The sequence below is a fragment of the Streptomyces sp. NPDC006687 genome, from assembly GCF_040636215.1.
Lineage (GTDB): Bacteria > Actinomycetota > Actinomycetes > Streptomycetales > Streptomycetaceae > Streptomyces.
The window spans coordinates 1-12,154 of record NZ_JBEYJJ010000016.1; the positions used below are offsets into that span (position 1 = coordinate 1).

Here is a 12,154-nt window from a genome sequence, read left to right on the forward strand (position 1 = left end):
GGTACTGCAGGGGGGACCCTGTGGGAGAGTAGGACGCCGCCGAACAATCATTGTGGGAAAGCCCCGCACCTTCTGGTGCGGGGCTTTTCTGCGTTTACGGGCCGGCCCGCCCTGCCGCTCACCAGTCGGCGGGATAGCTCTGCAGGCTGCTCGTATGGAGCTTGTCGCGGATGTCGTTCAGGGAATTCGTACGGGAGACGACCTCCACCACCATCAGGACGTCGCGGGAGTTGACGACCTTCGCGGTGTCGTCGGTGTCCTCCTCCGCGATGACCATGAGGTCGGGGACCTTCGTCAGTCCGGTCACCGGGTCGCCCATGTTCGTGTCGTTGAGGGCCATCACCTCGGGTGTCTGTGCCTCGATCTGACGGCGCAGCCGGACGACGTTCAGCCCGTGGGGGGCTGTGGGGCTCATCATCGTGAGGAAGATCTGACCGTCGGTGGTCTGCACCTTCCACCGGTCCTCCTGGTGCTCCGCCAGCTCCGCGAGCTGCTCCGCGAAGTCGTGCAGGCGGCGCATCTGCTCGGGTGTGAGGTCCGCCATGGTGTCCTCCTGGTGGGTGCCGGAACCACCGTATCGAGGGTCAGAGGCGGCCGGTGGCCTTGAGGGTGAGGTAGGTGTCCGCCAGGGCCGGGGGGAGGGTCTCCGGGGTGGCGTCCACTACGTGGACGCCGTGGCGGGTGAGTTGGTCCGCCGTGCGGCGGCGTTGGGACTGGGTCTGGGTTGCGGCGGCGGCCTCGTAGACGGCGTCGGCCGTGCCCCGGGAGGCGGCCATCGACGCGATGCGGGGGTCGGCGACCGAGGCCAGGATGACCGTGTGGCGCTGGGTGAGGCGGGGGAGGAGGGGGAGCAGGCCCTCTTCCACGGGGGCCGCGTCCAGGCTCGTCAGGAGGACCACCAGGGACCGGCGCGGGGCGCTGCGGAGGATGGTGGAGACCAGGGAGCGGGAGTCCGTCTCGATCAGTTCGGGTTCCAGGCCGGCCATGGCGTTGACGAAGGACGGGAGGACGTCCGCCGCTGCGCGGCCCTGGACCAGGGCGCGGGTGCGGCGGTCGTGGGCCAGGAGGTCGACGCGGTCGCCGGCGCGGGTGGCGAGGGCGGCGAGGAGGAGGGCCGCGTCCAGGGCGGAGTCCAGGCGGGGGGCGTCGCCGACGCGGCCGGCCGAGGTGCGGCCGGTGTCGAGGCAGATCAGGATGTGCCGGTCGCGTTCGGGGCGCCAGGTGCGGACGGCGACCTTGCGCTGGCGGGCGGTGGCGCGCCAGTCGATGGAGCGGGTGTCGTCGCCGGGGACGTAGTCGCGGAGGCTGTCGAACTCGGTGCCTTCGCCGCGGGTCAGGACGCTGGTGCGGCCGTCGAGTTCCCGTAGGCGGGCCAGGCGGGACGGGAGGTGCTTGCGGCTGGTGAACGGCGGGAGGACGCGGACCGTCCAGGGGACGGTGTGCGAGCCCTGGCGGGCGAGGAGGCCGAGGGGCCCGTACGAGCGGATCGTGACGCGGGCCGCGCGGCGGTCGCCGCGCCGGGTGGGGCGCAGGCGGGTGGTGAGGCGGCGGCGTTCGCCGGCGGGGACGGTGACCTCGTGGCGGGAGGCGGCGGTTTCGGTGCCGGGGGTCCAGCTGCTGGGGGGCCAGGCGTCGCGGACGCGGGCGCGTAGGCGCCGGGTGCCGGGGTTGGTGAGGGTCAGGTGCACGTCGGCGGTCTCGCCGAGGCGGACCGTGGTGTCGCCGGAGCGGGCCAGGCGCAGGGTGCGGACGGGCGCCGCGAGGGCGTAGTCGACGGCGCAGGCCAGGCCGAGGGTGCCGTTGACGGCGAGGAGGCCGGTCCAGCTCGGTTCGAGGAGGCCGACGGGGAGGCTGCCGAGGGCCGCCAGGAGGGCGGCGCGTCCGGTGAGGGCCATCAGCGGGGGACGGGGACGTGGGTGAGGATCGCGGAGATGACGGAGTCGGCGGTGACGCCCTCCATCTCGGCTTCCGGGCGGAGCTGGACCCGGTGGCGCAGGGTGGGCAGGGCGAGGGCCTTGACGTCGTCGGGGGTGACGTAGTCGCGGCCGGTGAGCCAGGCCCAGGCGCGGGAGGTGGCCAGCAGGGCGGTGGCGCCGCGCGGGGAGACGCCGAGGGTGAGGGAGGGCGATTCGCGGGTGGCGCGGCAGAGGTCGACGACGTAGCCGGTGATCTCGGGGGAGACGGCGACGTGCGTGATGGCCTCGCGGGCGGCTTCGAGTTCCTTCGCGCCGGCGACGGGGCGGATGCCGGCGGCGTGCAGGTCGCGGGGGTCGAAGCCGGAGGCGTGCCGGGCCAGGACGCCGATCTCCTCCTCGCGGGAGGGGAGGGGCACGTTGAGCTTGAGGAGGAAGCGGTCCAGCTGGGCTTCGGGGAGCGGGTACGTGCCCTCGTACTCGACGGGGTTCATGGTCGCGGCGACGAGGAAGGGCTCGGGGAGCTTGCGGGGGGTCCCGTCGACGGTGACCTGGCGCTCCTCCATGGCCTCCAGGAGGGAGGACTGGGTCTTGGGGGGCGTGCGGTTGATCTCGTCGGCGAGGAGGAGGTTGGTGAAGACGGGGCCGTCCTGGAAGGAGAACTCGGCGGTGCGGGCGTCGTAGACGAGGGAGCCCGTCACATCGCTGGGCATCAGGTCGGGGGTGAACTGGACGCGCTTGGTGTCGAGTTCGAGGGAGGCGGCGAGGGCGCGGACGAGGAGGGTCTTGGCGACGCCGGGGACGCCTTCGAGGAGGACGTGGCCGCGGCACAGGAGTGCGACGACGAGACCGGTGACGGCGGGGTCCTGGCCGACCACGGCCTTGGCGATCTCGGTGCGGAGCGCTTCCAGGGAGGAGCGGGCGCTGTCCGTGGTGGCCGTCATGAGGTGCGGACCTCTCTTTCGAGGGCGTCGAGGTGGTCGGCGAGCGCGACGAGTGCCGCGTCGTCGGCGGGAAGGGGGCCGAAGAGGAGGGTGGCGGCGTCGCGTCCGGTGCCGGGGGGTCGCGGCAGGCGGGCGGAGACGGCGGGGGTCAGGGCTGCCGGGTCGTGGGCCTGGGAGGGCGGTACGCCGACCAGCGCGGCGAGGCGTTCGCGGGCGGCGGCGCGCAGCACGGTGGCGGCGCGGTCGCGGGCGGCGGCCTTGCGGTAGAGGCGGGCGCGGCCCTCGGTGGTCTCGGAGGCGCGGATGACGACGGGCAGGTCCTCGGTGACGAGCGGGCCGAGGCGGCGGGCGCGCCAGAGGGCGGCGGCCGCGGCGGCGGCGAACAGCTGGAGCAGGGCCCAGTACCAGCCGGACGGGACGAGGTCGAGGAGGCTCTTGTGCGCGGCCGGGCCGTCGGCGGGCATGTCGGCGAGCGTGGGCAGGTACCAGACCAGCTGGGGGCGGGAGCCGAGGAGTTGGAGGGCGAGGGAGGCGTTGCCCTCCTCGGCGAGGTGCCGGTTGAGGAGGATGCGTTCGGAGCCGAGGAGGACGGTGTCGCCGCCCCGGGTGGTGCTGGGCAGGACGAGGACGGTGGGGTGGCCGTCGCTGGGGTAGCAGGCGGCGGCGCCGGGGAGGGCGGTGGTGTAGCGGAGGCCGTCGCCGGTGCCGGCGCGTCCGGCGGTGGTGGCGGTGGGCAGGGGGCAGCCGGGGTCGAGGTCGCGCTGGTGGGCGAAGCCGGTGGTGTGGGCGGCGGGGGCCAGGGCGGCGAGGGCCGGGGCGGTGGGGGCGAGGAGGACGGTGCGGCCGCCGGAGAGGTCGATGGCGGAGCGGATGGCGCGGCCTTGGGGTGCGCCGAGGAGGTCGGGGTCGGTGACGAGGAGGGTGGTGCGGGGGCCGGCCGCGGCGGCGGCTTCGTCGGCGTTGGTGACGACGCGGGTGGTGACGCCGCGTTCCTTGAGGAGCTGGGCGAGGGCGCGGCTGCCGTCGCGGTCGGCGGAACGGGGGTCGAGGCGGCCGTGCTGGTCGCCGGCCCGGAGCCCGGCGAGGACGACGGCGGCTGCGAGGAGCACGGCGAGGGCGAGCAGCAGCCCCCGGGCCCGCCGCCAGACCTGGGCGGGCGTGAGCGCGGCGGAGCTCCCGCTCCGGGGGGCGCGGCGGGGCCGGCGTGGCGCGCCGTCGGGCGCGGGGGCGGCGGGGCTGCCGGGGGCCGGGTGGGCGGGGGCGTCCGGAACCGGGGAGCCGGCCGGGCCGGAGGTGGCGGGCAGGCCCATGCCGGGGTCCGGGGCTGGTGTTGGGGTGGCCGGGACGGAGGCCGGGCCGTGCGGGGCCGCGCCGGGGCCTGGTGCCGGGGTGCCCAGGGCGGCTGCGGGGGGCGTGATTCTCCCGGGGGTGGTGCCGGCCGGGGCGGGTGGGGTGCTTGCGGGCCTGCCGGGCGTCGGGCCGGCAGGGCTGGGGGCGGGGGCGTCCGAGGAGTCGGCCGGGCCGGGGGTGGCGGCGGGCCGGTCCGTGCCGGGGTCCGGGGTTGGTGTCGGCAGGGCCGGGGACGGGGAGTCGGTCGGGTCGTCCGGGGGCGGGGCGGGGGTCATGGGGTGGGGTCCGGGAGGGTGGGCCGGGTGTGGGGGAGGGTGAGGTCCAGGGCGCGCAGGCGGGCGTAGGTGTCCGGGTCGGCGGTGCGGCCGCCGTAGGTGACGTCGTCGAAGGCGCGGGCGGCGGCGCGCAGCTCGTCGGCGTGGCCGGGCAGGGAGCGGGCGGCTTCGGCGGCGGCCTCGTCGGCGGTGCGGCCGGGGCGGGGGTCGAGGAGGGTGCGTTCCTCCAGGGAGCGGACGAGGGCCCGCATCCGTTCGCGGACGGCGTCGTTCCAGCGGCCGGCGGCGGCGTGGGCGTCGGCGGCCGCGCGGTGGTCGGCGGCGCTGCGCGGGCCCTCGTCGAAGAGGGTGGCCGTGCTGCGGGCGGTGCGGCGGGGGGTGCCCAGGCGCCACCACAGGGCGGCGACGGCCAGGACGACGACCAGGAGAATGGCGAGCAGCCCGACCGCGCCTCCCGGGGTGGCCCCGGAGGCACGGTCGAAGAACTCGCCCAGCCACTCCCAGAAGCGGTCCAGGGCGCGCTGGAGCAGCCCCGGCTCGTCCTGGTGGTACACCGGCTTGGCCAGCTCGTGTTCGGCCGCCTCGCGGGCGGCCTGGCGTCCGGTGGTCAGCGGTGGTGTGTCGCCGCCGGCGATGGTGATGAGTCCCCCCGTGCTCATGCGGTGCGTCAGCCTCCGGTGGGGCCGGTGGTGGTGTCGTAGCCCTCGACGCCGGCGGCGCGGGCGAGTTCCAGGTCGAGGGCCTCGCGGCGGATGCGCTGGTCGATGTAGAGGAGCGTGGTGACGCCCGTCTGCATCGGGAGGGTGAGGGTGGCGGCGATGACGGAGCCGATGCCGGAGATGATCAGGAAGGACCAGCTCATGGTGGCGGAGCCGTCGAGGAAGCCGTCGAGGCTGCCGCCGACGAGCAGGGCCGCGAAGGCGAACGGCATGACGATGATCATCGAGAGGATGAACCGCATCACCCAGGTCAGCAGGCTGATGCCGCAGATCCGCCACCAGGCCCCCTTGACCAGCTTGGCGGAGCGCCTGAGGGCGGCGGCCGGCGTGCCGCGTTCCAGCATCAGCGCGGGCGGCGCCAGCGAGAAGGTCACGTAGAACCAGGCCAGGAGCACGAGCCCGACGGGTACGCCGAGGGCGGCGAGTGCCGGGCTGCCGAGGAGGATGCCGGGCAGGGCCGGAACGAGGCCGGCGGCGAGCGCGCCCAGCAGGAGCAGCCCGGTGAGGCCGAGCATGCGCCCGGCCAGGGGGCGTACGGCCCGGAGGGTGCTGCCGAGGGTGGAGCCCTGGCCGAGGACGGCGCGGCTGACGGCGGGGGCCAGCAGGGCGGTGACCAGGATCAGCCCGAGGATCTCCAGGTAGTACTGGAAGCCGTAGAGGAGCCCGGCGTCGCCCAGGGTGCGGACGGCCTCCTCGGGGGTGGCGGGCCGGGTGGACGGGCTGGTGAGCGTGTCCATGGTGAGGCGCTGGACGGCCAGCAGCGCGATCTCGGACAGGGCGGCGACGACGAGGCTGACGGAGAGCACGGAGCGCCAGTGGCCGCGCAGGGTGCCGACGGCGCCGTCCAGTATCTCGCCCAGGCCCAGCGGGCGCAGGGGGATCACGCCGGGCTTGGCGGCGGGCGGCGGTCCGCCCCAGCCGCCGCCGGGGTTGCCATAGGCGTACGGGGGGCTGGGCTGGACGGGGTACGCGCCCCAGCCGGTGCCCGGCTGCGGCTGCGGCTGTGCGGGCGGGGTCTGGCCGGCGGCGGGACTGCTTGCCCCCCAGACTCCGTCCGGGGAAGCCCCCGGGCCGGGCGGGGGCTGGGCGGCGGACCACTTGGAGGCGGGGCCCTCGGCGGGCGGCTGCTGACCGGCGCCAGGGCCCTGCGCGGGCCGCTGAGCGGCGTCGGAGCCCTCCGCGGGCGGCTGGTGAGCGGCGTCGGGGCGCGGGCCGTCGGAGGGGGATCCGGGCGCGGCCCAGCCCGGAGAGTCGTTCATCGTCGCTCCTTCACGTGCACCTGCCGAGGCGGGCGCGCTGGTCGGCTGTCATCGTGCCATGGCGGAGCCGGGGAATGACCGGCCGTCCCCCCTGCGCCCGCGGTGCGCTCGTCGTCCCTTCGATTGTCACGCGGATCCGAGGCAGACTGTGGGTCCTGAACTCCACGCAGGTCCGAGGGGCGATTTCCAGCCCTTTTGGCTGTGGGACAGCTCACCGCCAGGTAACGATTAGCTAATGGGATGATGTCAACCATGAAGGGACGCGTCCTTGTCGTCGACGACGACACCGCGCTGGCCGAGATGCTCGGCATTGTGCTGCGTGGAGAAGGTTTTGAGCCGTCGTTCGTAGCGGACGGTGACAAGGCACTGGCTGCCTTCCGGGAGGCCAAGCCGGACCTCGTGCTGCTCGACCTCATGCTGCCCGGACGGGACGGCATAGAGGTGTGCAGGCTGAGCCGGGCCGAATCGGGCGTGCCTATTGTCATGCTCACCGCCAAGAGCGACACGGTCGACGTGGTGGTGGGCCTGGAGTCCGGCGCCGACGACTACATCGTCAAGCCGTTCAAGCCGAAGGAGCTGGTCGCCCGTATCCGGGCCCGCCTGCGCCGCTCGGAGGAGCCCGCGCCCGAGCAGCTGGCCATCGGTGACCTGGTCATCGACGTGGCCGGGCACTCGGTCAAGCGCGACGGCACCTCCATCGCCCTGACCCCCCTGGAGTTCGACCTGCTGGTCGCCCTCGCGCGCAAGCCGTGGCAGGTCTTCACCCGCGAGGTGCTGCTGGAGCAGGTCTGGGGCTACCGGCACGCGGCGGACACCCGCCTGGTGAACGTGCATGTGCAGCGGCTGCGCTCCAAGGTCGAGAAGGACCCGGAGCGCCCCGAGATCGTCGTGACGGTGCGCGGTGTCGGCTACAAGGCCGGACCCAGCTGAGGTGCCGCCCGGCAAGACCCGGAGCGGCTCCCGCCGGGGAGCCCTGCGGGGCGGCCGGCAGCTCCGTCAGCTGGCCGACGCGGCACCCGGCGGCCCCCTGCTGCGGCTGTGCGTACGCCTCGTACGCCGGCCGCTGCTCCCCGCTGTCCGGATATGGCGGCGCAACATCCAGCTCCGGGTGGTCGCCGCGACCCTCCTGATGTCGCTGGCCGTGGTCCTCGCGCTGGGCTTCGTCGTCATCGCCCAGGTCAGCAAGGGTCTCCTCGACGCCAAGGAGGAGGCCGCGCAGAGCCAGGCCGCCGGCGGGTTCGCCGTCGCGCAGGAGAAGGCCAACACCCCCTCCGCCTCGGACGGGGCCGACGCCGCCGACAACAAGGTCGGCCGTGACGCCAGCACCTGGATGAACTCGCTGGTCAAGCAGCTCGCCAGCGGCGGCCAGACCGCCTTCGAGGTGGCCGCGCTCGGCGCCGGCACCGGCGAGCAGGCCCCGACCAGCCAGGGCGTCAAGGGCGCCCGCGCCTCCGGCAACGTCGACCCGACCGCGAGCGTCCCGCTGGCGCTGCGCAAGGCCGTCAACCACAACACCGGCACCTTCAAGACCTTCTCGCAGATCCGCTACACCGCCGGGACCGGAAAGGCGCCCGAGCCCGCGCTGGTCGTCGGCAAGCGGCTCACCGACATCAACGGCGACCCGTACGACCTGTACTACCTCTTCCCGCTCACCCAGGAGGAGGAGTCCCTCAACCTGGTCAAGAGCACCATCGCCACCGCCGGGCTGTTCGTCGTCGTCCTGCTCAGCGCCATCGCCTGGCTCGTCGTGCGCCAGATCGTCACCCCCGTCCGGATGGCCGCCGGGATCGCCGAACGGCTCTCCGCCGGCCGGCTCCAGGAACGGATGAAGGTCACCGGCGAGGACGACATCGCGCGCCTGGGCGAGGCGTTCAACAAGATGGCCCAGAACCTCCAGAACAAGATCCAGCAGCTGGAGGAGCTGTCCCGGATGCAGCGGCGGTTCGTCTCGGACGTCTCGCACGAGCTGCGCACCCCGCTGACGACCGTCCGGATGGCCGCCGACGTCATCCACGACGCCCGCGTCGACTTCGACCCGGTGACGGCGCGCTCCGCCGAGCTCCTCGCCGGGCAGCTCGACCGGTTCGAGTCGCTCCTGGCCGACCTGCTGGAGATCAGCCGCTTCGACGCGGGAGCCGCCGACCTCCAGGCCGAGCCCATCGACCTGCGGGACGTCGTACGCCGCGTGATCGACGGCGCCGAACCGCTCGCCGAGCACAAGGGGACCCGGATCCGCGTCCTCGGCGACACCCAGCCCGTCATCGCCGAGGCCGACGCCCGGCGCGTCGAGCGGGTGCTGCGCAACCTCGTCGTCAACGCCGTCGAGCACGGCGAGGGCCGCGACGTGGTGATCCGGCTCGCCTCGGCGGGCGGGGCCGTCGCCGTCGCCGTCCGCGACTACGGCGTCGGGCTCAAGCCCGGCGAGGCCACCCGCGTCTTCAACCGCTTCTGGCGGGCCGACCCCGCGCGGGCCCGGACCACCGGCGGCACGGGCCTGGGCCTGTCCATCGCCGTCGAGGACGCCCGGCTGCACGGCGGCTGGCTCCAGGCGTGGGGCGAGCCCGGCGGCGGCTCCCAGTTCCGCCTCACCCTGCCCCGTACCGCCGACGAGCCGCTGCGCGGATCGCCGATCCCGCTGGAGCCCGAGGACTCCCGGGGCAACCGGGCCCGGGCCGTCGCCGAGGCCGCCGGACGCGAGGGCGCCGCCGGCGGGTCCGGCACGCGCCCCGACGGGCGGGCCGAGCGGGCCGACCGCGACCCGATACCGCCCCGGCCGGCGGTCACCACCGCCCTGCCGGTGCCCGCCGACCCCACGGCACTGCCGGGCAACGGCGCCCGCGTCGTGGCCCGGCCCGCAGAACAGGGCCCAGCACAGGAGGAGGGACCCGGTGGAGGACGCTGAGCACCGCGGGCGGCAGGCACGGCGGGTACGGCGGGTTCCGCTTCCGTTCCCGCCTGCGCTTCCGTACCCGCTCGGGCTCCCGTCGAGGGGCGCCCGCTCGCTGCTGGCGTTGGGGGCCGCCGGGCTGCTCCTCGCCGGCTGCGCCTCCATGCCCGACCGCGGCGAGGTCCGCCGGGTGGAGGCGTCCCAGGGCGTCGACTCCCAGGTCCGGGTCTTCGGCGTGCCCCCGGCCGACAAGGCCAGCCCGGCCGAGATCGTCGACGGCTTCCTGGAGGCCATGACCAGCGACGACCCCCAGCTGGCCACCGCCCGCAAGTACCTCACCGAGGACGCCGCCGCGAACTGGAAGCCGTCCTCGGCCGTCACCGTGCTCTCCGCCGGCCTCGACCGCGTACCCGTGCAGGGCGAGAAGGACCCCGAGGGGCCCCGCTGGAAGGTCACCGGCAAGAAACTCGCCACCGTCGACGAACGCAGCGCCTACCAGCCGGAGACCGGCGGCAGCCGCTACGAGGAGTACCTCCAGCTGGTCCAGGTCAACAAGCAGTGGCGGATCGCCACCCCGCCCAGCAGCCTCGTCCTCAGTGAGTCCGACTTCCAGCGCATCTACAAGCCCGTCAACAAGTACTACTTCGCGGGCAGCACCCTCGTCGCCGACCCGGTGTACGTGCGCCAGCGCAGCGATCCCGACACGCGGATGGACCCGACCACCCTCACCGTGCAGTCCCTGCTGGCGGGCCCCTCCAAGTGGCTCGGACCCGTCGCCTCCACCGCGTTCCCCACCGGCACCGAACTGCGCCGGGGCACCAAGTCCCTGGCGTACGACGGCCAGAACACCCTGCGCGTCCCGCTCAACGACGCCGGGCAGAACGTCGCGCAGCCGCAGTGCCAGAAGATGGCCACCCAACTGCTGTACACCGTCCGCGACCTGACGGCCTCCCGGCTGGACCGCGTCGAACTGCTGCACTCGGACGGCAAGTCCACCCTGTGCTGGGTGACCGCCTCGAACGCGGCCAGCATCGCCAACCGGCCGGTGCCGCCGCAGCACCAGTACTACGTGGACAAGGACGGCCGGCTCGTACGGATGGTCCTCAACGCGGGGGCCGACGAGCAGCAGCAGGAGAAGCCCGAGCCGGCGCCCGGCCCGCTGGCCACCGCCGCCGGGTTCAAGGTGGGCTCGGCCGCCGTCACGTACGACGAGAAGCGGGCCGCGGTCGTCTCCGAGGACGGGCACGGGCTGTACGTGGTCACGCTGACCACCGCCGGACCCATGCCGCAGCCGCTGCTGACGAGCCGGACCGGCAAGCTCACCGCGCCCAGCTGGGACGCCCAGGGCGACCTGTGGATCGCCGACCAGGACCCCCAGGCCCAGGGGCTGTGGCGGGTGCCCGGCGGGACCGGCACCCCGCAGAAGGTGGACGTCGCCGGGCTGGACGGGGCCCGGATCAGCGGGCTGAAGGCATCCGCGGACGGGGTGCGCATCGCGCTGCTCACCGAGCGGGACGGCGGCCGCAAGAACCTGTACATCGGGCGGATCGAGCGGCCCGAGGGCAAGGGGGACACCTCGAAGGTGTCGGTGCGCGAGCTGCGCCCGGCCGCTCCGCAGATGACCGAGGTGACGGCGATGAGCTGGGCGCCGCGCGGCCGGCTGCTGGTGGTGGGCCGTGAGAGCGGCGGCGTCGACCAGGCCCGCTACCTGCAGGCCGACGGGTCGATGGTCGCGGCGAGCCTGCCGGGGGCGACCGGGCTGAGCGCGATCGCCGCCTCCGAGGACGAGTCGAAGCCGGTGGTGGCCTCCTCCACCGAGGACGGCATCGTGTGGCTGCCGCCGGGGGCGCAGTGGCGCACGGCGGCGGCGGGCGGCCGGGCGCCGGTGTACCCGGGCTGATCGCCGGCCGGGGTTGCGGTGGCGTGGCTCCGGGGCGGGGGTCCGGTGGCTGCCCTGGCCGGCTCCGGCGGTTTTCCACAGGGGTCGCGCCCTGCCCGGGCAGCGGGCAGGGTGGACGGGTGCGGGGATGGTGGCGGGAGCTGGCCGGGCTGGTCCTGCCCGCCGACTGCGCGGGCTGCGGGGCCGCGCGCTTGCTGCTGTGCGGGGCCTGCCGGGGGGCCCTGGGCGGTGCGGGCGCCGGGCCGGTACGTCCGGCGGCGGGCGGTGCGGGCGGGGCGCTGCCGCCGCTGTACGCGGCGGCCCGGTACGAGGGGCCGGTGCGGGCGGTCGTCCTGGCCCACAAGGAGCGCGGGGCGCTGCCGCTGGCCGGTCCGCTCGGTGTGGCCCTCGCCGCGGCGGTGTCGGCCTCGCGTACGGCGGGGGAGCTGGCGCTGGTCCCCGTACCGTCCGCGCGGCGGACGCTGCGGGCGCGCGGGCACGATCCCGCGCTGAGGCTCGCCCTGGCCGCGTCCCGGCGGCTGCGCGCGGCCGGTGCGCCCGCGCGGGTGGCGCCCGTCCTGCGGCTGCGGCGGCAGGTGGCCGACCAGGCCGGGCTGGGGGCCAGGGAGCGGTGGGAGAACCTGGCCGGGGCCCTGGAGGTACGCCCTGGCGGGATGCGGCTGGCGGCCGGGGCGAGGATCGTGGTGGTGGACGACGTGGTCACCACCGGGGCCACCCTCGCGGAGGCGTCACGGGCGCTGCGCGCGGCGGGGCTGCGGGCGCGGGCGGCGGCCGTGGTGGCGGCCGCGTCCGGTTCGTTCGTCCGGTCCTGATCCTGGAGCGCCGGTGGACAACTCGTACAGAGCGGGAATCCGGGGGATAGATGTGGAACCCCTGGGGAATGCGCATCGTTGCAGGCAGTAAGAGG

The 12,154-nt window shown here is 75.1% G+C and carries 10 protein-coding genes; 4 read left to right on the forward strand and 6 right to left on the reverse strand.

Annotation, left to right across the window (positions count from 1 at the left end; genetic code table 11):
• Positions 1-118 precede the first annotated feature (118 nt).
• From ABZ716_RS19870 to ABZ716_RS19895, 6 genes are all read right to left on the reverse strand, one after another.
• Positions 119-544, reverse strand: coding sequence for a Uma2 family endonuclease (locus tag ABZ716_RS19870; protein ID WP_358960472.1), 426 nt, complete (start codon positions 542-544; stop codon positions 119-121).
• Between the two features lie 40 nt (positions 545-584).
• Positions 585-1,895: a DUF58 domain-containing protein gene (locus ABZ716_RS19875; RefSeq protein ID WP_358960474.1), complete on the reverse strand. Its 1,311-nt coding sequence runs from the start codon at positions 1,893-1,895 to the stop codon at positions 585-587.
• Complete coding sequence (locus ABZ716_RS19880; protein WP_358960477.1) at positions 1,895-2,857, reverse strand: MoxR family ATPase; 963 nt, start codon at positions 2,855-2,857, stop codon at positions 1,895-1,897. Before ABZ716_RS19880 ends, ABZ716_RS19875 begins: the two co-directional genes overlap by 1 nt.
• Entirely contained in the window at positions 2,854-4,167 is a 1,314-nt protein-coding gene (locus ABZ716_RS19885) for a DUF4350 domain-containing protein (RefSeq protein ID WP_358960479.1), read from the reverse strand. The genes ABZ716_RS19880 and ABZ716_RS19885 overlap by 4 nt, the downstream gene beginning before the upstream one ends.
• Positions 4,168-4,478: 311 nt before the next feature.
• Positions 4,479-5,141, reverse strand: a complete 663-nt coding sequence (locus ABZ716_RS19890) for a DUF4129 domain-containing protein (protein WP_358960481.1) — start codon at positions 5,139-5,141, stop codon at positions 4,479-4,481.
• 8 nt (positions 5,142-5,149) lie between these two features.
• Positions 5,150-6,460, reverse strand: coding sequence for a hypothetical protein (locus ABZ716_RS19895; RefSeq protein WP_358960483.1), 1,311 nt, complete (start codon positions 6,458-6,460; stop codon positions 5,150-5,152).
• 240 nt (positions 6,461-6,700) lie between these two features.
• Here ABZ716_RS19895 and mtrA point away from each other — a divergent pair, with 240 nt between their 5' ends.
• The 4 genes from mtrA (at position 6,701) to ABZ716_RS19915 (ending at position 12,059) form a co-directional block, all read left to right on the forward strand.
• Positions 6,701-7,390, forward strand: a complete 690-nt coding sequence (gene mtrA / locus ABZ716_RS19900) for a two-component system response regulator MtrA (RefSeq protein ID WP_358960486.1) — start codon at positions 6,701-6,703, stop codon at positions 7,388-7,390.
• Between the two features lie 43 nt (positions 7,391-7,433).
• Positions 7,434-9,362, forward strand: a complete 1,929-nt coding sequence (gene mtrB / locus ABZ716_RS19905) for an MtrAB system histidine kinase MtrB (protein ID WP_358810236.1) — start codon at positions 7,434-7,436, stop codon at positions 9,360-9,362.
• Complete coding sequence (locus ABZ716_RS19910) at positions 9,349-11,247, forward strand: LpqB family beta-propeller domain-containing protein (RefSeq protein WP_358810203.1); 1,899 nt, start codon at positions 9,349-9,351, stop codon at positions 11,245-11,247. The genes mtrB and ABZ716_RS19910 overlap by 14 nt, the downstream gene beginning before the upstream one ends.
• A gap of 119 nt (positions 11,248-11,366) precedes the next feature.
• Positions 11,367-12,059 (forward strand): phosphoribosyltransferase family protein, encoded by a 693-nt coding sequence (locus ABZ716_RS19915; RefSeq protein ID WP_358960488.1) that lies wholly within the window; start codon positions 11,367-11,369, stop codon positions 12,057-12,059.
• Positions 12,060-12,154 lie beyond the last annotated feature (95 nt).

Excerpts from the sequence above, each read along its gene's own strand:
- ABZ716_RS19885 (WP_358960479.1), bottom strand. The coding sequence starts at position 4,167 with ATGGGCCTGCCCGCCACCTCCGGCCCGGCCGGCTCCCCGGTTCCGGAC.
- ABZ716_RS19870 (WP_358960472.1), bottom strand. The coding sequence starts at position 544 with ATGGCGGACCTCACACCCGAGCAGATGCGCCGCCTGCACGACTTCGCG.
- ABZ716_RS19880 (WP_358960477.1), bottom strand. The coding sequence starts at position 2,857 with ATGACGGCCACCACGGACAGCGCCCGCTCCTCCCTGGAAGCGCTCCGC.
- ABZ716_RS19890 (WP_358960481.1), bottom strand. The coding sequence starts at position 5,141 with ATGAGCACGGGGGGACTCATCACCATCGCCGGCGGCGACACACCACCG.
- ABZ716_RS19875 (WP_358960474.1), bottom strand. The coding sequence starts at position 1,895 with ATGGCCCTCACCGGACGCGCCGCCCTCCTGGCGGCCCTCGGCAGCCTC.
- ABZ716_RS19895 (WP_358960483.1), bottom strand. The coding sequence starts at position 6,460 with ATGAACGACTCTCCGGGCTGGGCCGCGCCCGGATCCCCCTCCGACGGC.
- mtrA (WP_358960486.1), top strand. The coding sequence starts at position 6,701 with ATGATGTCAACCATGAAGGGACGCGTCCTTGTCGTCGACGACGACACC.